16 protein-coding genes and 1 pseudogene are annotated in these 19,329 nt (G+C 58.5%); 9 read left to right on the forward strand and 8 right to left on the reverse strand.

The window, feature by feature from the left end:
• The first annotated feature begins 20 nt into the window (after positions 1-20).
• From F3J17_RS10940 to F3J17_RS36220, 6 genes and pseudogenes are all read left to right on the forward strand, one after another.
• Entirely contained in the window at positions 21-971 is a 951-nt protein-coding gene (locus tag F3J17_RS10940; protein WP_167057363.1) for a DUF4123 domain-containing protein, read from the forward strand.
• 45 nt (positions 972-1,016) lie between these two features.
• Positions 1,017-3,941 carry a T6SS effector BTH_I2691 family protein gene (locus F3J17_RS10945; protein WP_240160905.1) on the forward strand — a complete coding sequence of 975 codons (2,925 nt, stop codon included), beginning with the start codon at positions 1,017-1,019 and terminating at the stop codon, positions 3,939-3,941.
• A 12-nt stretch (positions 3,942-3,953) separates the two neighbouring features.
• Complete coding sequence (locus F3J17_RS10950; RefSeq protein WP_167056683.1) at positions 3,954-4,673, forward strand: putative type VI secretion system effector; 720 nt, start codon at positions 3,954-3,956, stop codon at positions 4,671-4,673.
• The gene (locus F3J17_RS10955; RefSeq protein WP_167057366.1) at positions 4,670-4,921 is read left to right on the forward strand and encodes a PAAR domain-containing protein; all 252 of its coding nucleotides are present in this window, start codon (positions 4,670-4,672) and stop codon (positions 4,919-4,921) included. Before F3J17_RS10950 ends, F3J17_RS10955 begins: the two co-directional genes overlap by 4 nt.
• Before the next feature lie 179 nt (positions 4,922-5,100).
• On the forward strand, positions 5,101-5,820 hold the full coding sequence (locus F3J17_RS10960; protein ID WP_167057369.1) for a putative type VI secretion system effector: 720 nt from the start codon (positions 5,101-5,103) through the stop codon (positions 5,818-5,820).
• Positions 5,817-5,900, forward strand: a pseudogene (locus F3J17_RS36220) (PAAR domain-containing protein); the annotation flags it as partial. The gene F3J17_RS10960 and the pseudogene F3J17_RS36220, both read left to right, overlap by 4 nt.
• Before the next feature lie 99 nt (positions 5,901-5,999).
• Here the strand turns inward: F3J17_RS36220 and F3J17_RS10970 are convergent.
• From F3J17_RS10970 to F3J17_RS11005, 8 genes are all read right to left on the reverse strand, one after another.
• Complete coding sequence (locus tag F3J17_RS10970) at positions 6,000-6,401, reverse strand: hypothetical protein (RefSeq protein ID WP_167057372.1); 402 nt, start codon at positions 6,399-6,401, stop codon at positions 6,000-6,002.
• Positions 6,402-6,828: 427 nt separating this feature from the next.
• Positions 6,829-8,223 (reverse strand): MFS transporter, encoded by a 1,395-nt coding sequence (locus F3J17_RS10975; protein WP_167057375.1) that lies wholly within the window; start codon positions 8,221-8,223, stop codon positions 6,829-6,831.
• 90 nt (positions 8,224-8,313) lie between these two features.
• Positions 8,314-9,480 carry a CaiB/BaiF CoA-transferase family protein gene (locus tag F3J17_RS10980; RefSeq protein WP_167057378.1) on the reverse strand — a complete coding sequence of 389 codons (1,167 nt, stop codon included), beginning with the start codon at positions 9,478-9,480 and terminating at the stop codon, positions 8,314-8,316.
• A 1-nt stretch (position 9,481) separates the two neighbouring features.
• Positions 9,482-10,720, reverse strand: a complete 1,239-nt coding sequence (locus F3J17_RS10985; protein WP_167057381.1) for a CaiB/BaiF CoA-transferase family protein — start codon at positions 10,718-10,720, stop codon at positions 9,482-9,484.
• A 118-nt stretch (positions 10,721-10,838) separates the two neighbouring features.
• On the reverse strand, positions 10,839-12,005 hold the full coding sequence (locus tag F3J17_RS10990; protein WP_167057384.1) for an acyl-CoA dehydrogenase family protein: 1,167 nt from the start codon (positions 12,003-12,005) through the stop codon (positions 10,839-10,841).
• A 23-nt stretch (positions 12,006-12,028) separates the two neighbouring features.
• Positions 12,029-12,490, reverse strand: coding sequence for a MaoC family dehydratase (locus tag F3J17_RS10995; RefSeq protein WP_167057387.1), 462 nt, complete (start codon positions 12,488-12,490; stop codon positions 12,029-12,031).
• A 31-nt stretch (positions 12,491-12,521) separates the two neighbouring features.
• Positions 12,522-13,409 carry a CoA ester lyase gene (locus F3J17_RS11000; protein WP_167057390.1) on the reverse strand — a complete coding sequence of 296 codons (888 nt, stop codon included), beginning with the start codon at positions 13,407-13,409 and terminating at the stop codon, positions 12,522-12,524.
• A 392-nt stretch (positions 13,410-13,801) separates the two neighbouring features.
• A complete protein-coding gene (locus tag F3J17_RS11005; protein ID WP_345891167.1) occupies positions 13,802-14,686 on the reverse strand; it encodes a LysR family transcriptional regulator in 885 nt (294 codons plus the stop codon).
• Between the two features lie 429 nt (positions 14,687-15,115).
• Here F3J17_RS11005 and F3J17_RS11010 point away from each other — a divergent pair, with 429 nt between their 5' ends.
• The 3 genes from F3J17_RS11010 to F3J17_RS11020 are packed head-to-tail and all read left to right on the forward strand — an operon-like array spanning position 15,116 to position 19,323.
• Positions 15,116-15,898 carry an SDR family oxidoreductase gene (locus F3J17_RS11010; protein ID WP_167057396.1) on the forward strand — a complete coding sequence of 261 codons (783 nt, stop codon included), beginning with the start codon at positions 15,116-15,118 and terminating at the stop codon, positions 15,896-15,898.
• Positions 15,895-17,865, forward strand: coding sequence for an FAD-dependent oxidoreductase (locus F3J17_RS11015; protein ID WP_167057825.1), 1,971 nt, complete (start codon positions 15,895-15,897; stop codon positions 17,863-17,865). Before F3J17_RS11010 ends, F3J17_RS11015 begins: the two co-directional genes overlap by 4 nt.
• A gap of 36 nt (positions 17,866-17,901) precedes the next feature.
• On the forward strand, positions 17,902-19,323 hold the full coding sequence (locus F3J17_RS11020) for an MmgE/PrpD family protein (RefSeq protein ID WP_167057399.1): 1,422 nt from the start codon (positions 17,902-17,904) through the stop codon (positions 19,321-19,323).
• The last annotated feature ends 6 nt before the right edge of the window (positions 19,324-19,329 follow it).

Below are 19,329 nucleotides of genomic sequence, written 5' to 3' on the forward strand. Positions count from 1 at the left end.
CAGAAAGCGTGAGGCAACGGATGAGCACAGATGTCCAGGAGGCGATGGCGGTCGACGCAATGGTCAACTCATTGCGCGAGTGGTTCGGCAAGCACCCGGACATGAGCTGCTTGCTCGCAGTCGACCCTGCACAGCGCGATTTTCCTGGCAAGGAGGCCGCAGACGCTTGGGGTGGCGCGACGCGTGCAGTGGTTGAAATCGACCATGATGATTTTCCCGTGGCGCAGCGGCCGTATCTGGTCGAACTCGATCTTGGTTCTGCGCAAGGTGTGTCAATTCTGGAAGAAAGCGTTCAGCTTGCGTACGAAGACAGACGCCCGGCATCGATGGCGGCAGGATTGGGCCAGCGGATCGGCGGTTGGCTTGCCAGTACCGTTCCCGTCGCCGAGGTGGCGGCAAGATGGTCGACGCATGCGTTGCAGTATGACTTCGAAGGGAATGCGTGCGTGCTGCGGTTCTACGACAGCCGTGCGCTAGGCCTCATCTGGCCGATATTGAAGGACCGGCAGCAACAGGCATTGCTGGGTCCAGTCAGTGCATGGCACGCGCTCGATCCGGTTGCGCAGCCTTGTATTTACGGTCGAACTGCCGGATTGAATCGGGAACTGGGATTGAGTGCGGATCAATGGCAGCAGATTCATCGCCATGGGCAGGTCAACCGCGCGCTCGCACACCATGCGCTCTCAACAGGGCGCCAGCCTGAGCCAGCGGACATCGCGACGGCTGTCGCTGCCGCCGAACGTGCCGAGCGGTATGGCCTCGCCGACCGGGATGACCGTATCGCTTTCATTGGCCATGCCTTGGCATGGCATCCGCACTTCGATCTGCATCCGAAGGTGCTGGACGCGCTTGGACATATGAAACCGGACGACTTCTATACGGCTGCGGTCAGTAATCTCACGGATGGCGATCTCGCTGAAATCCGCCGTGGCGAGTGGTACGACCGTCAGGCACCCTCCGCCGCTCGCTGATTCTCCGCAACGGGGATCGTCTGAATCTGATACGAAGGGAAGTGTATGGCCCAGAACAAGAAGTGCGACAACTGCGACAAGAAAGGTCTGCCGATTTTGCCTGTGCGCTACAGCGTTATGCCGAAATATGTGAAAGCTGGAATGCCGGCGCACATTACCGGCGATCGCATGACGAGTGTCACTCTAACTGAGCATCAGTACGGTTTGCGGACATTGCGCGAGGGCTGGGTTTATCTGTACTACGAGGTGGGTGCCCGCGGGCGTCAGTACTGGGAAGCTTATCGGGTCACGGCGGACGGTCGTCTCTGGAAGCAGCAGATTGCGTTGCCTCCCATGTCGCCTGTCCTGCCCGTCGCACCGACAACCGATCCGGCCTGTGCGCAGAACCAGATCGCTGTGCAGATGGACTTCATCGTGATCGAGCAGCCGGAGAAATGTACCGGCCGCGTCTATATCGCTTTTTCAGAGCTTGCCTGGGAAGTCGAGACGTTCGGCAAGTATCGCGACAACATGCTGCGCGGGATGCGTATGCAATGGATCGAACCCTCGAAGTGGATCAATAGTGCTAACGATCAGAGCGGGCATGTCACGACCGCGACCTCGGCGGCAATTGACAAGGTGATCGAGTACATGCCTGGCTTCGATCCGAAGTCGCTGAGCCCGCTCGACGACAAGCTGCGTTTCAGCAAGAGCGATGGCAGCTATGACGAGAAACTGCTCAAGCAGGAAATCACACGTTACCCGCTCGCAATCAGACAGGCGTCACCGGGCTCGACAAGCCAGGTACTCGAGAAGCTGATGGGGCAGGTTGCGGCCGCAGGGCAGAGTGGGGGAGCGAATCCCCCTGCGCCGATGATGCTGGCGCTATGGGATGCGGTTGGAGCAGTTCATGAACTGAATGGATTCCGTAACGATCCGGTGTCCTGGATGGACCGCTACGCTTCGCAGCCGGAACTCGGCATGCAGGTAATGGCGCTTCACGATATCGATGCTGCTAAGAAAATCGTCTATTCGCGTGAAGAGAATGATGTGAATAGCCAGGAGGCGATGGCGAAACAGGCGCACGATATGACGGCGCTGGGTTCTCCTGGCGCGCGGGCGTCCCTGGCCGCACAGCGAACGCGCGCACTTGCCAGCGCTGATCCCGCGAAAGCCGCTCAGGTCAACGCCTACTATGACGATATGGACTGGATGGCTGCGAATAATATTCCGGGTAGCTACCAGACACGTATCATCCAGCTCGGCCAGCTGAGTTCTGCGGGAAGTTCGACTTCCACAGTTCCTTACACCGGCAGCATGCGCGATGGCATCATGAATGATGCCCGCGCCTATGCGAAAGGGATGCCGGGTTATCACGACCGCGATGTCAAGGAGTCGCAGGAATACGGTTGGTCCTGGTATGAGAACCGCCTCAAACGTCCGGAGATCGAGGCATTTCGCAAGCAGTACGATGCACTCAAGCAGGCTGTCTATAACCTGCAGGAAACCCGGAGTGACGATGTCGGAGCATGGCTGAAGGCCGAGTTGTTGTTTGCCACGCTTGAGGATTATCACACTAGCGATCTGGCCGACATCCACGACAATGCGCTCGATTTTGAGTTTGTCGTGAATAATGCCATTGAAGGTCTCGGTTCGACTCCGAAGGGGCAGGCTATAGTCGATGATCTTGTCACGCGTTGGGATCCCACCAAGAGCGAAAGCATCGTCTGGCGTGCTGTCGCCATGAATCATCCCAAAGCGCGACAGGAACTCGGCACTGTGCTTGCCGATGCGAAGGCAAACAAGGCCAAGGCACTTGAGGCAGGCGGGGTCAATCTCGTCGTCACCATTGCATCGAAGGCGGAAGCCCTTTCGAACAAGTACAAGGCATATGCTTCGCTGGCTGCCGAAAAGGATCCGAAAAAAATATCCTGGTACGGTGCAAAACTGAAAGCCGCGGGCAAAGATGTGTTGATGACGAATATCGGTGATCGGGTCTTTGATAAGTTCCGAATCAACCAGGTAGGAGATTTTGTCGGCGAGAAAATCCTGCAAACCATCTTCCTGCAGCGCGCGGGGATTTCGAAGGAAGATGCGCTAACGATTGTGGAAAAGCAGGCCGTGCTTGAAAAGAGGAGCCGTCTGGAGATTCTGGAGCGTCTTGGCAAGGCGAAGACTTTCCTGTCGAAATCAGTACCTGGTAATACGGCTGCGACGGATGAACTATTCAAGACGTGGGAAAAACTGAAGGAAGCCAAGGACGAGTCGGCGCTTAACGAATTGAAGACGGCGAGAATCGGAGCGTTCATTACCATCTGTGAACTGGTGAATTTCTGGCATCTGCTCGCAGGAGCCGACAAGGACAGTACGGCTTACCTGCAGTTGACTCAGTCCGGATTGTCATTGGTTTCAGGAATCATATCTGTCACGATGGCACCTTACTACGCCGTTCTGAAGGATTCGACACGCCTCGTGGCGTGGAAAAGTGTCGGAGGATTTCTTTCAACCGTAGGTGCCGTAGTCTCGACATGGCTGGACGTGCAAAGCGAACAAAAAGCGCGCAAATATGGTCAGATAGACGTGGCGATTGTTTTGATCGCTAAATCCGGCGTCGATTTTCTTATTGGCATTGCAGTCGTAATCAATGCCATTAGTACCGCATCTCCATTGATAAAAGGAATTGCAAAGCAATCCGGCAACAAACTCCTCCTGATGGCAGCAGGTGCAGCTGAGTGGGCAGAGGTGGCTGCGGCGGGCAAGCTTATTACGGCGGCGCTAAGCTTCGAGGGAGTGATTGCAATATCTGTTCTGCAAATGCTAGCGGATCACCTGCTCCCCGATGATTTGCAGAACTGGTGCGCTCGATGTGTGTTCGGGAATGGAAAAGGAGCGCTCTCATATGTAAGCAAGGGTAAGGTCAAGCAATATAAGGACATGCCGGAGCAGGAAAAGGAATACGACAAGGCGCTGTTGAAGGTGCTTGGAGCATAACAGGAGTAGTCAATGGAGCTTATAAAGGGAACTATTTCCCACCTGAAAACGCAGCGTCGTCGCCAGGACTTCGTAATGAGCCCGGCTCAACACGGGTACATGGAAACCACCGCTGCGGGCGCGGCCCTGATGGGTATGGGATCGCAGGCCATGGGACTGGTGAACATCTCGGGTAATTCAGAAGAAGAGGCTGACTGGGTTGAGTTCGAACTCGACGGAAAGCCGATGAGAGGATGGGTCTGGAAGATGCCGATGTCTGATGGCGATCAGGTGGAGGTTGTTGCAGAGAGCGCGGGGCAGGGGCGTTACGTTGTCTATTCGATTCGACGCCCAGAGGACAGCGTGGTGGCAACATTCCCCCATGCAAATTGCGGCACAAAAGCTTTGTATCGAAGAGTCATGAAAATGATGATTTTTCTCTTTTTAGGAATATATCTCATATTGGGAGTAATATTTTTGCATGGTCTCAGTGGCGACGATTTTACAGAGCAGCTTCATATTCTTGCGATCGGCGGATCTCTCGCATTTCTGATATTTTTCGGTCTTTTCTATATTTCATATCGAAAGTTGCGTGGATTTTCCCTGCTGGCCGAAGAGATATTCAAGTGCTACGGTTGGTCGAACGTTGAGAAAATCAACCTGGGAAAATCTTCGCGGAAGCATAGGCCGGAAAACACGCTGGAGAGGTATGGCCTGTATTATTTTAGATACAACCCTGCAGAAGAACGATGATTAATCTGATCCGGGTAGGCGACGATACTGACCATGGTGGCAAGGTGCTCATGGGTTCGTCAACGATGCGTTTCGAAGGACGGTATGTTGCGCGTAAAGGCGATGAGGTCTCGTGCCCACAGCATCCCGACGTCAAGCCAAACTTGATCGAGGAGGGCGATGAAACGATGACTGATAACGGCATCCCTATTGCTCGTCACGGCCATCGTGCAACCTGCGGCTGCCATCTGATTTCAAGCTTGAATTGAGCAGCGCGCGAGCGCTTCGATGCTGCCGCAAGCGTGGAGCCACCTCGAGTCGGAGTCTGGACAAGATGACATTTAAGGTTCGTGTTTTGTCGAGTGATGCGCCGGGTGCGGATCCGATTATGGATAGTTCTTCGTGGCGGACTTCGGCGTTCGTTCGCTTCATTGGATCAGCACAATAAATGGAATTACTTAGAGGAACCATTACTGGCCTGAAAACGCAGAGACGCCGCCGTGATCTCGTGATGAGCCCGGCTCAACACGGGTATATGGAAGCCACCGCTGCGGGCGCGGCCCTGATGGGTATGGGGGCGCAAGCCATGGGACTGGTGAACATCTCGGGTAATTCAGAGGAAGAGGCCGACTGGGTTGAGTTCGAACTCGACGGCAAGCCGATGAGGGGCTGGGTCTGGAAAATGCCGATGTCTGATGGCGATCAGGTGGAGGTTGTTGCAGAGAGCGCGGGGCAGCGGCGTTACGTTGTCTATTCGATTCGACGCCCAGAGGACAGCGTGGTGGCAACATTCCCTCATGCAAACTACGGCACAAAGGCTTTGTATCGAAGTATCATGAAAGTGATGCTAGGGTTCTTCGTTATCCTATATTTTATTGCTGCTGTACTACTTTTGCACGGTCTTGAAGGCGAAGAACTGCGAAGCATGATCTACGTCGTCAAAGTGGCTGGTTTCTTCTCGTTTTTTTTGTTTTGGGGGCTTTTTTATATTTCATATCGAAAGCTGCGTGGATTTTCTTTGCTGGCCGAGGAAATCTTCAAGTGCTACGGTTGGTCGAACGTTGAAAAAATAAATCTGGGAAAATCTTCGCGGAAGCATAGGCCGGAGAACACGCTGGAGAGGTATGGCCTGTATTATTTTAGATACAACCCTGCAGAAGAACGATGATTAATCTGATCCGGGTAGGCGACGATACTGACCATGGTGGCAAGGTGCTCACGGGTTCGTCAACGATTCGTTCCGAAGGATGATATTGATCTGACACGTCAGTTTCCCATGCAATTGCCGGGTTCGACTCAATCATGCCGGAGATGTAGCAATTTGCAGGGCTCGGTGTAATGCAATGATCAAAATCGGAACTCAACTTCAGTTCGAAAGGACGTGTGAGCAGAACTTGGTTCCTGCGTAGCGGGCCCACAGATTCCGATGTTAAGAGCAAACTCGCTTGCCAGTGCCCCTTCGAAGTCAACAAGACCTGCAAACGCCCCGCGCTCGTTGACGATTATGTTTTCGGGCGATACATCCCCCATGCAAGTCCTGACTTTTTGCACGGTGGTATGCTCGACGAACTCTAACTTCTCGATGTCCGCGTTAGGGAAAATTGAATCCCTATGAATCGCCTCCAGTCCTTCGCGGACTGTTGACTCGATGAATATCTTCCAGGTCTTTCTGGTTGCCGTGTTCGCAGAGTTAGGCTCACTAAATCCTTTGACGGTAAGCTTCGCCGTCGCCGATAGTTGATCGAACACAGACCCTTCTATTGTCGATAGAAGGGTTGCGTCAACATGCCAATCTTTCTCAAACGCGATACACCAGGAATCATCTTGTATATGATGTACTTGTGTGGAGAATGATCGTCGATGCGGGAGTCGGCGATGACCTCTAGAACGTGAAGTCCGCTAGCGCGGCACCTTTCGATTGCATCTGGTTTTATTTTGACGATATGAGATCGGGAGGCTGGATGCAGATCACCGTGTAAGTAACCCTATCATCGATTTCCGCAATGTTTCGTTGGCAGTGAAGTTAAATTGGTTTAGCGCGTCGATAATATCCTGAAAGCGCCAAAGTCCATTATTGAACGTCGTCATCGCCATAACGTCAGCATAAACCCGATCATCGCTTCTTCCTCGAAGACGTCGACTGCAAGCCGTGATATTCGCCCATTTCAGGCGCGCTTTAAAGAGTCTTGCTCCCAAGCTCTTCCTCCAGCAGCCTCCGGTAGGGCGCGAGTGCCGAGAACAGCAGCCAGGCGGCCAGCGCAGCCGCAATCGTGCAGACGATGCCGATCGAATTGCCGGCCATCTTCGGATTGCCGAACACGCGATCCGTGACAAGCGCAATCAACGTTGGCCCGAGCCCGAAGCCGATCAACTGTGCGAAGAACGAGTACAGCGCGCCGACCGTACCGCGCATCCGGCTCGGTGCGACGTTCTGCAGCGCTGCGGCCATGCAGCCGGTCGGGAGGCTGAAGAAGAACACCGTGCCTGCCGCTGCAGCGAGCGCACCGGTCGCACCCGGCGCGAACGGAATGCTCGCACAGCACAGCATCATCGGGATCATCGCGATCGCGGCGGTGCGTAGCGGTGCATCAGCATAACCGCGTCGTTCGAGCAGCCGGGAAATCCACGGTCCGGCCAGCGCGCCAGCGATGCCGAAGCTGACAACCAGCATGCCGAAGCGAAAGCCGACCAGCGCGGCCGGCATGCCCTGGGTACGGATCAGGTACGACGGCATCCAGGCGGGCATGCCGAGCACGACGATCGCGAGCATGCCGACGCCCAGCAGGATGCGCGCATAGAACGCGCGCCGCGCCCACAGAAACGCGGCCGAATCGCGGATCGAGTATTGACGCTCGTCCACGCTACCACCCATGACCTTGCTGCGCACCGGCTCGCGCACCGTGAGCAGCACCAGCAGAGCGAACAGAAGGCCCGGAAGTCCAATCAGCACGAACGCGAGCTGCCACGCTTCGAATCCAGCGAGCATCGGGAATTGCAGATGAACGCCGCGCGCAAACGAGATCACCAGCCCACCGGCAACGAGCGACAGCCCGCCGCCGAGCATCGGGCCGAGGACGAAGATGCTCATCGCACGCGGCATTTGTCTCGCCGAAAAGCAGTCGGCGATCATCGAGAGGGCCACCGGGAACACACAGGCTTCGCTGGCGCCCACGCCCAGGCGCGCGAGGAACAATCCCTGGAATGTCGTGGCCTTGCCGCATAGCGCGGTGAACACACACCATAGACAGATGCCAGCCAGCAGAATGTTGCGCCGGTTGGCGACGTCGACGAGCCGGCCGAACAGCGGCGACGCGATCAGATAAGCGGCAATGAACGCGATGCCTTGCACGAGACTGAGCTGGGTATCGGAGATCGCAAGCGAATGCCGTATCGGGTCGACCAGCAGGTTGAGGATCTGGCGATCAATGTAGGCAAGCGAATATGCGAACATCAGAATGATCAGGATGTACCGCGATCTCAGGCTGTCGTGGGCGATCTGGTTTGATCCTCGCGTCGCAGATGCGTCGTTCAGGCTGTCGGCAAGTGGGGCTTTTTCGATGACGTTTTTCATCTCTCCTCCGTTGGAATCATTCAGTTGTTTTAAGTATTTTTTTGAAAGCCGGACAACGCAGCGGGAAAGCCGATGCGTTTTTATCCGGTGTCAGATAAACGTGCCCTGCGCGCGCCATGCGTCGATGCGCGCGTCGGGCAGCCAGTCCTTGAGTGCAGCAATCGCGTTGTCGGTGGTCGGCGCTGCGGGCGGTTCGGGGCGTGCGGCGGGCGTACGGGAGAAACGCGGCCCGGGTGCCGGTTGCGTCACGCCATTCAGGTCGATGAGCGTGCCGCGCGCCTTCACATGCGGGTGCTCGGGCGCTTCGTCGAAGTCGAGCACGGGCGCCACGCACACATCTAGATGACCAAGCTGTTGCACCCACTGATCGCGCGTGCGTTCCCGGAATTTATCCGCGAATATCTGCCGGGCTGCCGGCCATTGCGCGCGGTCCATCTGCGCTTGCAGTTGCGGATGGTCCTGCAATTCGAGGTGTTCGAGCAGCAGCCGGTAGAACTTGCCTTCGATCGGTCCCACGCTGATGTACTTGCCGTCGGCGCATGCGTAGACCTCGTAGAACGGCGCGCCGGTATCGATCAGATTGGTGCCGCGCGTCTTGCTGAGCATGCCAGCAGCGTGCATGCCCATCGTCACCGTCATGAGCGAAGCCACGCCGTCCACCATTGCGGCATCGATCACCTGACCCTTGCCGGAATTGCGCGCTTCGAGCATGCCCGCGAGGAGGCCGAAAGCCAGGTAGAGGGAGCCGCCTGCGTAGTCGCCCATGACGTTGAGTGGCGGCGTCGGCGGCTGTCCCGCGCGGCCCATCGCGTGCAGCGCGCCCGTAATCGCGATGTAGTTCAGATCGTGGCCCGCCACATGCGAGAGCGGTCCTTCCTGCCCCCACCCGGTCACGCGACCGTAGACGAGCCGCGGGTTACGCGCCAGGCAGATATCGGGACCGAGGCCCAGGCGCTCCATCACGCCCGGACGGAAGCCCTCGATCAGGCCGTCGGCGTCGGCGATCAGTTCGAGCACCATCTCCACAGCGGCCGGATCTTTCAGGTCGACGCGAATCGATTTCCGGTTGCGCAGCCCCAGATCGAACTCCAACGGACGCGGAGCGCCGAGCCTCGATGGCTCCTTGCGATCGACGCGGATCACCGTGGCGCCCAGGTCAGCGAGAAACATGGCGGCCAGCGGCCCGGGACCGATGCCGGCAATTTCCACCACCTTGACGCCCACGAGCGGCCCGCTACGGGATCGAGTGTTCGTCATGTCAGATCACTCCAGCGGCGCGCAACTGCGACAGCTCGGTTTCGGAAAGCTTCAACAGCGTGCGATAGATCTCGTCATTGGCCGCGCCGAGCGCCTGCGCGGGCTGGTCGAACTGAACTGGCGTGTCGGACAGTTTGATCGGCAGACCCATGCCCATCGCCTCGATGCCGTCGAGACCCTCGTGTTCCAGTCTGACCACCGCGCCGCGTTCGCGCAGCGCCGCATCATCCAGCACTTCCCTGGGCGAGCGCACTTTTGCAGCGGGCACGCCGCGCTTTTCCTGCAACTCGTAAATGACTTCGGCGCTGGTGTGCTGCAGCGTCCATGCTTCGATGAGCGCATTCATCTGCGTTGCGTGCTTCATGCGCGGGCCGCGAGTGGCATAGCGCGGATCGTTCACGAGTTCGGGTTGCCCGATCGCTTCCGCGAGATTCTGGAACCAGTCCGGCTGAAACGCGACGAGGGCGACGTGGCCGTCCTGGGTCCGGTAGACGCCGAACGGCACCAGCCGATCCTGCGAATTGCCCGAGCGTCGGGGATAGCCGTGTGCATGGAAGACGTCGAAATGTTCTTCGGCGACGAGCGATGCGAGGCAATCGAGCATCGACACCTGCACGCGCTGGCCGACGCCGGTGCGGCCGCGATGAATCAGCGCGGCCAGCACGCCGTTCACCGCGAACAACGGCGCGATCATATCGGCGATTGGCAGGCCGATGCGCGTGGGTGGACCGTCGGCAAAGCCAGTCACGTCCATGATCCCGGACAGCGCCTGCACGATGATGTCCATACCCTTGAGTTTCGGGTACGGGCTGGGCTCGCCGAACGCCTTGACCGACGCATAGATGATCTTCGGGTTCACCTCGCGAACGCTTTCATAGTCGACGCCCAGGCGCGCGGTCACACCTTCGCTGGCGTTTTCGATGACGACGTCGGATTCCTTGACCAGCTTCATGAACAGCGCGCGGCCCTGGTCGGATTTCAGGTCGAGCGTGATGCTCTTTTTGTTGCGCGCGCGGTTGAGGGTGGTAAGCGAAACATCGTGTTCACCCTTCACGCCGAAATGGATGCCGTCTTCGCCGACGTAAGGCGGATTGTTGCGGGCAATATCGCCGCCGCCGGGGGACTCGATGCGAATGACCTCGGCGCCGAGGCCGCCGAGCAACAGCGAGCCGTAGGGACCCGCGAGCGCGACGGTCAGGTCGAGTACGCGGATGCCATCGAGGGGTTTGGTAGCTGACATACGTTGTCTCCGGGAAACCCGTACGTGACCGTCGGCGGGCGCTCAGGTCATCGTCGGGTTTTTTATTTGGGAATGCGAACGAATGAAGATCCAGCGATCGACGTCCGTTTGCGGCCCGTCAGTACGATTTAGGCAACCCGAGCTTGCGTTCGGCAATATTCGACAGGATCAGTTGCGGCGTGACAGGGGCGATATAGCCGATCCACGCTTCCCGCATGAAACGCTCCACGTGATATTCCTTCGCGTAGCCAAAGCCGCCGTGCGTGAGAATCGCGGTCTGGCACGCCTGCATGCATGCCTCGGAGGCCAGCAGCTTTGCAGCGTTAGCCTCCGAGCCGCAGGAGAGGCCCTTGTCATAGAGTTCGGCGGCGGCGAGCATCATGTGGTTGGCCGCTTCCAGTTCCGCCCAGTTGCGCGCCAGCGGATGCTGGACGCCCTGGTTTTGACCGATCTGGCGGCCGAACACGACGCGATCCTTCGCATACTGGGTGGCGAGCTTGAGTACGGCGCGGCCCATACCAACCTGTTCGGCGGCAACGAAGACGCGCTCGGCGTTCATGCCGTGGAAGATGTAGCTCAGACCCTTGCCTTCCTCGCCGATCAGCTCGTCTTTCGACACCGGCAGGTCGTCGATGAAGAGTTCGTTGGTGTCGACCGCAGCGCGCCCGAGCTTGTCGATCTCGCGAATGTCCACATACTTGCGGTCGAGCTTCGTGTAGAACAGGCTCAATCCTTCGCTGTGCTTCTTCACCTGATCGATCGGCGTGGTGCGCGCGAGGATCAGCATGTGGTCCGCCACCTGCGCGGTCGAGATGAAAACCTTCTTGCCCGAGATCCGGTAGTTGCCGTCGGGCTGCTTCTTCGCGACGACCTTCAGCTTCGTGGTGTCGATGCCGGTGTCCGGTTCGGTGACGGCGAAACACGCCTTGTGTTCGCCGCGGGCGAAAGGCGGCAGCCAGGCTTTTTTCTGGGCATCGGTGCCGAAATGTACAACCGGCTGCAGGCCGAAGATGTTCATGTGGATCGTCGATGCAGCGGCTTGTCCACCACACTCGGCTGCCGTGCGCAGGAAGAGGGCGGCTTCAGAGACGCCCAGATTTGCGCCGCCGAATTCTTCCGGCATGCAGATGCCGAGCCAGCCGCCACTCGCGACCGCGTCGAAGAACTCATGCGGAAACGTGTGGTTCTTATCCTTGTTGCGCCAGTATTCGAGCGGAAAATTCGCGCAGATTTTCTGCGCTGCATCCACAATCGCCTGTTGGTCAGGGTTGAGTTGATAGCTCACGGTATTCTCCAGTCGAAGCGAACTCAGGCGTTACCAGCGGGACGCACCATCATCAGGCCGGTGCGCACCGCGGTGCAGACGATCTCGTCGCGTTGATTTTTCGCCACGTGCTTGAAAGTGACGATGCCGGAGTCGTTGCGGCTCTTCGACAGACGCGTTTCGAGAATCTCGGTTTCGACGCGGATCGTGTCGCCGTGAAAAGTGGGCTTCGGGAACAGAATCTCGCCGAAGCCGAGATTGCCGAGCGTCGTGCCGAGTGTGGTTTCGTACACGGTGACGCCGGCCACCAGCGCGAGCAGGAACATGCTGTTGACGAGGCGCTGGCCGTAGAGCGAGTTCTTGCTGTATTCGGCGTCGATATGCAGCGGCGCGCAGTTATAGGTCATCGCTGAAAACAGTACGTTGTCGGTTTCGGTGACGGTCCGGCGAATCGCGTGCTCGATCACCATGCCCGGCTTGAAGTCTTCGAAGTAGAGGCCAGCCATTTTTTATCTCCTTGAATATATTTAGGGTCGCTTAATGATTAAGCGACAGGGAAAGTTCGATGATTTCGCGAGCCGTCTTCACATGCGCAATGTCGATGTGCTCGCCGTCGTAGACGCACGATGCACGCCCTTCGGCCTGGGCTTTGTCCAGAGCGTCGACCATGCCTTGATAGAACGCCACTTCCTCTTCGGTCGGGCTGTAGGTGCGGTTGACGATCTCGACGTTCGACGGGTGCAGCACGAGCTCGCCGCTCATGCCGAGCTGGCGGTCGTTCGCGGAGGACACCTGCAGCCCGTCGAGGTCGCGGATCTGCTGCCAGACGCCGCCGATCGGCAACTTGCCGGCGGCACGCGCAGCCATGACGACACGCGATTTCAGATACTGGGTCTCGCGCCCTTCGAGCGACCACACGGTCTTGAGCGCCCGGGCCACGTCGGCGTTCTTCGCGGTGGCGCCAACGATCGCCGGCACGCGTTCGTGCTGTGCGATTTCGTAAGCCAGTTGTAGCGAGCGGGCCGTTTCGAGCAGTGGAATGATCTGGGTATGGCCAATCGGCACGCCCGCGCGAAACTCGGCTTCGGCCAGCATCGACGCAACGGTGTGAATGTCTTCCGGGCCGCAAGGCTTGGAAATCACGATGCCTTCAACTGCCGGGCTGACGATCGCCAGGATGTCGTCGAAGTCGTACAGATGGGCGCTGCGGTTGATGCGCACCCAGACGCGCTGCTTTTGCTCAGCCAGCCATTCGAGCTTCGTGCGGACAATTTCACGTGCTTCGATTTTTTGTGCCGGCGGTACGCTGTCTTCGAGATCGAGAATCAGCGCATCGGCTTTCGATTCGATGGCCTTCTCGATCCAGGTCGGCTTGTTGCCCGGTACGAAGAGGAAGGAACGGATGAGTTTCGGTTGCGTCAACATGGTTGCATATACCCAATCGATCGTTGTTCATCGGATGAGGACCGGACCATTCGTCTGTCAAACAGCGCGAATCTGGCGGCAGATGGCAACGTTCATGGGTCGTCTCCTTAGGGTGGCCTTGTGCGCAGCCATTGCCTCGATCAATTTGGCTTGATCGTTGTGTCTCGGTCGTTGGGTCTATTACATTCGCAAGTCAGGCCGCAAGAAAGGCACTGAGGCTTATGAAAAAAATAAGCTTCGGTTATGGCGCGGAGCTTGCGTGACAGACGATGGGAGACGCCGGATGGCGCTCTGGAAGGAGGGAGGACGAACCAATGAACAACCGCGCGGCAGGCGTTAGCAGCGCGTTGGAGGATTCTTTATCGGAAAGGCAATTGGTTGAAACGATCTGCCTATGAGTTTGCCCAATTGCGATACGCGGTTTCTACCAGCTTGCGCAACCAGATGTGGCTGGCGTCACGCTGGAATCGCTCGTGCCAGATCATGCGTGACGTGAGCGTTCCGACTTCAAAAGGCACGGGTTGCAAGCGGACCGGAAACAAGGAGGCCAGCAGGCGGCCGGCCGGTTCGCCGACGGTGCAGATCGCATCGGTCTTGACCACGGTCTGCGCGGCGACGAAATCGCTGGAGACGCTGGCTACCGCGTTGCGGTGAATGCCCGTGGCCTGCAGGCGTTCCGAGACCGGGTCGACCGCATCGGCCAGGCGACGCACGCCGATGTGCCGCCCGTCAAGATAGTCCTGCAGCGTGAGCGGCGCGTCGGCCCATTTTCCATGCGCCGAAACCATGCAAACGATCCGGTGTTCGGCGAGCCGTTGCTGGCGCAGCGACGGCGCAGCGCCCGCCAGACTGCCGGCCGCCAGGTCCACCTCGCCTTGCTCCAGCATGGACAGCAACTGGGAGTGGTGCACCCGAATGCCGCGAATACGGCATTGCGGAGCATGCAACGCGAACTCGGCTGCGATGCTCGGCAGAACGGCAAACTCCGCGACGTCGGATAAGGAAACGATGAATTCCTGGCTGGCGGTCGCGGGATCAAAGCCGTCGGGTGGGCGCGAGAGCATGTCCAGGTCGCGCAGCAGGCGCGCGATGATGGGCTGCAGGGCAAGCATGCGTGGCGTAGGCGTCAACATATTGCCGCTGCGCACAAAAAGCTCGTCGCCAAAGTGTTCCCGAAGCCTGCGCAGATTCTGGCTGATGGCGGGTTGCGTCACGCCGAGCGCGACCGCGGCCTTGGACGCATTGCCCGTGTCCAGGATCGCCTGCAGCGTTGCCACAAGACTCAAGTCGATGCGGCCTGGACGCCCGGATTGCCGTGGCCTATAGAGAGGCATAAGTCTCGATTATATTTCTCATAAGTGGGAATGCCTTTCCTGTTGTGGAGCTTGCGAATGTAATAGCTCTAAATGACCAGGGCGATGGCTATGCGCTGCTGTAGCTATTCAAATCGCCATCCATGACGGAGACACGCATGACCACAATCGTCGGGCATCTGACGAACTTTAGCATTGTTGACGCGTCGGCGGCGCATTGGCGTCGTATTGGCTGCAGTGTTTCGCCGATGTAGACAATCGCTTCGGGTTCTGACAAAAAATGGGGTTTTATCTCGCGGCCACGCACGCGCGGCCAGATATTGCTCGCTCATAAAGAATCCAGAATAAAAATAGGAATGCAGATCAATCGCGGCATTCGATTCGAGAATCACTATGGATATGAAACTTTCAGGCCGACGCGTGTTGATTACCGGCGCGTCGCAAGGGATTGGCGCGGGCCTCGCAAAAGCGTTTGCCGCTGAAGGATGCCAGCTCGTATTGACGGCGCGTTCTGCGGACAAGCTGCAACAACTGGCTGCGGATCTGCGCGCCGCGCATGACGCGCATGTGGAAGTGCTGGCGCTGGACATGACAGCGTCGGGCGCTATTGCGGAGATCATCGCGTTTTCCGGCGACGTTGACGTACTGGTGAATAACGCGGGCGCCATTCCGGGCGGCACGCTGTGGGACGTCGATGAAAGCGCGTGGCGCAAAGGCTGGGAATTGAAGGTGTTTGGTTATATCGACTTGACGCGCGCGATGTATGCGCGAATGAAAGTGCGCGGCGGCGGCGTGATTCTCAACAACATCGGTAACGGTGGGCAGAACTTCGACTTCAACTACATCGCGGGTTCGACCGGCAATGCTGCGTTGATGGCTTTTACGTGTGCGTTGGGTGGCCGCAGCCTGGAGGATGGCATTCGTGTCGTGGGCGTCAATCCGGGGCCAGTGGCAACCCAGCGCATCGAGAAAGTGCTGCGAAACCACGCCGCGCGCCTGCTCGGCGACGAAACGCGTTCCGGCGAACTGATGGCGACTTATCCGCTCGGTCGCGCGGCGAGCGTCGAGGAGGTCGCGGATCTTTTCGTCTATCTGGCGTCGCCGCGTTCGGCTTACACCAGCGGCTCCATCGTCACGGTCGACGGTGGCATCAGTTCACGACGTTCGGTTGCCTGAATATGTACAAACATGTTTTTTCGCCACTGCGAATCGGTGGCGTCGAGATTCCCAACCGCATTGTGCGCACCGCGCATGCAACGCGTCTGGCCAACCGATACGTCAATGACGACCTGATCGCCTATCACCTGGCGAGAGCAAAGGGCGGCGCGGGCTTGTCGATCATCGAAAGCACATCGGTTCACCCGTCATCGACGTTTTCGCTCACCGCGAGCGACGACGGATCGATTGCGCCCATGCGAAAGCTGGTTGACGCGATTGCGCCAACGGGCATGAAACTGTTTACGCAGCTCTGGCATGGCGGATACACCGATCCCGCCGCAGACGGCGGATTGCCGTGGGCGGTGTCGCCGCTGGCGGGACGCTATTCGGTTGCGCCGCCCATCCCGATGACCACGGACCAGATCGAAGAACTGATTGACGCCTACGCTAGTGCGGCCGTACGTATGCAGGCCGCGGGGCTGGACGGCGTGGAAGTGCTGGCAGGAGCGGGCTACCTGTTCTCGCAATTCTTTTCGCCGGTGCTGAACCAGCGCACCGATGCGTACGGCGGCAGCTTCGACAATCGCATTCGGGCATTCATGGAAACACTGCGTGCGATCCGCGCAGCCACCTCGCCCGATTTCGTACTCGGCGTGCGCGTGGGTTCTAGCTCGGACCCGCGCATTCTCACGGACGAAGTCGTCAATGAGATCGTGCTTCGGGCGCAGGCCGAATCGCTGATCGACTTCGTCAACATCACGCACGGCGATTACTACTTTCACGTCGACCGCTATGCAGGCATGGACGCGCCGGTTGGCTACCAGTTGCCGCACGTCGAGCGGATTTCGCAGGGCGTCACCGTACCGCGTATCGTCGTGGGCCGTTACGGCACGCTGGATGATGCCGAGCAGGCGCTGAGAAGCAGACAAGCCGACATGATCAACATCGTGCGCGGGATGATTGCCGATCCGATGCTGGTCGTGAAGAGTCGCGAAGGGCGCGGAACGCAGGTGCGCCCCTGTATCGGCTGCAATCAGGGCTGCCTGGGCGGGGCGTTCGCCGGTCGGATGGGCTGTGCGGTGAACCCGGCCGTGGGCTATGAGCGGACCTTGTCGGACGAGACGATCGTGCGAGCCGCCACTGCGCGCAAGGTGCTGGTGGTGGGTGGCGGCGTTGCAGGCATGGAAGCGGCTCGTGCCGCGCTGCTCGCCGGACACCAGGTGACGCTCGTCGAGGCGATGTCCGACCTTGGCGGTTTGTTGAACTTCGCCAAACATTTACCGAAGCTCCATCCCATCGCCGATATCGCGATCTGGCTGCAGAGCGAGGTCTATCGCCTGGGCGCGGAAGTGCGCTTGTCGACATACATGGATGCGGACGACGTGCTGGCCGAGCAGGCGGATGCGGTAATCGTCGCAACGGGTTCGCAGCCTGTGGACGTGCGCGAATTCAGGCAGACCGCCGACCCGGCGACGCAGGTGCCGATTGCGCGCGAAGCGACGGTACTGACGCCGCAGGATCTTGCCGTGGCGCCGCCGCAGGATCTGGGACGCACCGCGCTGGTTTTTGACGACATTGGGCATTACGAGGCCATCGGCTGCTGCGAGGCGCTGATCAATCGCGGGCTTGAGGTGACCTATGTGACGCGCCATCTGATGTTCGCCCCGGCCGTCGAGACGACCGGGCGCACGCAAGCCGCATTACGCCGCTTGCACAGTGCGGGGCGACTGCGCATCGTCACGCAGTCTGCGCTGGTGTCGATCTGCAAGGGAAGTGCGGAGATCAGGCCGCTGTTTGGCAGCGAGACGGAAAGCGTTGCAGCCGATACGGTGGTGCTGGTGGGCTACCGGCAGTCGCAGAACGAAATCTGGGAGGCGTTGCGCGGGCAAGTGGGGCAGTTGCATCTGATTGGCGACGCGCGATCCGCACGCGACATTCAGCCCGCGATCAGGGAAGGCCACATCGCTGGTCGTTCGATTACATAGGATGCCGAGCGATTAGTCTGGGAAGGGAAATCCACAGTGAAAACCAATATCGAACAACTCGCTGATTTTGCGGCGGCGACACCATTTGCGGATCTACCCGAGGTAATAGTCGACGAATCCAAGCGTCTTCTACTCGATTCGCTCGGCTGCGCGCTCGCAGGCGTTGACAACCCGAAAGGTCGTATCGGTATTGACTATGGCCGGCTGATGGGGGGCAGCGGAAATGCGACGATTATCGGAACAACCGACAAGGTATCACCGTTTGGCGCCGCTTTTGCCAATGGAGAATTGATCAACACGCTCGATATGGATGCGGTGTTGCCACCCGGGCACGTTACGCCATACGTGTTGCCCGGCGCACTCGCGCTTGCAGAAACGGCAGGCTCATCCGGCAAGGAACTGATCCGTTCGATCGCCGTGTCTCACGAGATATCCTGGCGCATGGGCAAGGCCATGGACTACCTGCGGGACATGCAAGACGGAATGCTGTCGACGCCGCCGGTGTTTGGGTATAGCAGCACGATTTTCGGAGCGACGGCGGCAATCGGAATGCTGCAGCGGCAGTCTACAGAGACCCTGTCTCACTCGCTGGGCATTGCTGGTTCGATTCCTCCGGTTCAGTCGATGATGTCGCACTTTCATCACGCACCCAGCACGACGATCAAGTATCTGATGGCCGGTGTCCTTGTGCAGGCGGCCATGACCGCTGCCTATATGGGGCAAATGGGACACCGTGGGGACGTCAATATTCTTGACGATGCCGAATATGGTTTCAGCCGGTTCATCGGCACCCGTCGCTGGGAACCCGCCAACATCACGGCCGACCTCGGCAAACGATGGGGATTCAACACCGAGCAATCATATAAACCCTATCCGCATTGCCGTATTCTTCATGCGCCACTCGACTGTCTGGCGGAAATTATCGGCAAGCACGATATTCTTCCGGACGAAATAGATGGCGTGAACGTGTTGGTTGAAGGCTTCGTACAGAAGCCCACGTGGTTGAACAAGGACATTCGTCACGTGCACGATGCGCAATTCAGCATTGCCCATGGAATCGCGGTGGGCGCGCAGCGAATTCCACCCGGCCGGGACTGGCAGGATCCCGCTAACGTCTTCAGCCCGTCCGTCATGAATTTGATGAACAAGGTCACGCATCAAGTGCATCCCAACTACGAGAAAGAACTCGCCGCCCACGGTGCTGCGCGGCCGACAAAGGTGGAGGTTCACGCACGCGGAACCACGTTCACCGCTGAGCGGCAGTATCCGAGAGGCAGTCCTTCGCCTGATCCGACGACTCGTATGACGAACGAAGACCTGATTCTGAAATTCCGCCACAACGCCGATGGCGTGTTGACTTCGAGTGCGGTAGACGACGTGGTCGATGCGGTGACGAATCTGGAGCGTGTGCCGAACTTCTCGACCGTAATGAGGCTGGTAGCACGCAGTCGCTTCTGACTGTGA

It is taken from the genome of Burkholderia sp. Ax-1719 (assembly GCF_011753055.1).
In the GTDB taxonomy this organism is placed as follows: domain Bacteria; phylum Pseudomonadota; class Gammaproteobacteria; order Burkholderiales; family Burkholderiaceae; genus Paraburkholderia.

Coding starts and splice junctions, on each gene's coding strand:
- F3J17_RS10955 (WP_167057366.1), top strand. CDS start 4,670: ATGATTAATCTGATCCGGGTAGGCGACGATACTGACCATGGTGGCAAG.
- F3J17_RS10945 (WP_240160905.1), top strand. CDS start 1,017: ATGGCCCAGAACAAGAAGTGCGACAACTGCGACAAGAAAGGTCTGCCG.
- F3J17_RS10940 (WP_167057363.1), top strand. CDS start 21: ATGAGCACAGATGTCCAGGAGGCGATGGCGGTCGACGCAATGGTCAAC.
- F3J17_RS10960 (WP_167057369.1), top strand. CDS start 5,101: ATGGAATTACTTAGAGGAACCATTACTGGCCTGAAAACGCAGAGACGC.
- F3J17_RS10995 (WP_167057387.1), bottom strand. CDS start 12,490: ATGGCTGGCCTCTACTTCGAAGACTTCAAGCCGGGCATGGTGATCGAG.
- F3J17_RS10980 (WP_167057378.1), bottom strand. CDS start 9,480: ATGACGAACACTCGATCCCGTAGCGGGCCGCTCGTGGGCGTCAAGGTG.
- F3J17_RS10975 (WP_167057375.1), bottom strand. CDS start 8,223: ATGAAAAACGTCATCGAAAAAGCCCCACTTGCCGACAGCCTGAACGAC.
- F3J17_RS11010 (WP_167057396.1), top strand. CDS start 15,116: ATGGATATGAAACTTTCAGGCCGACGCGTGTTGATTACCGGCGCGTCG.
- F3J17_RS11000 (WP_167057390.1), bottom strand. CDS start 13,409: ATGTTGACGCAACCGAAACTCATCCGTTCCTTCCTCTTCGTACCGGGC.
- F3J17_RS10950 (WP_167056683.1), top strand. CDS start 3,954: ATGGAGCTTATAAAGGGAACTATTTCCCACCTGAAAACGCAGCGTCGT.
- F3J17_RS10985 (WP_167057381.1), bottom strand. CDS start 10,720: ATGTCAGCTACCAAACCCCTCGATGGCATCCGCGTACTCGACCTGACC.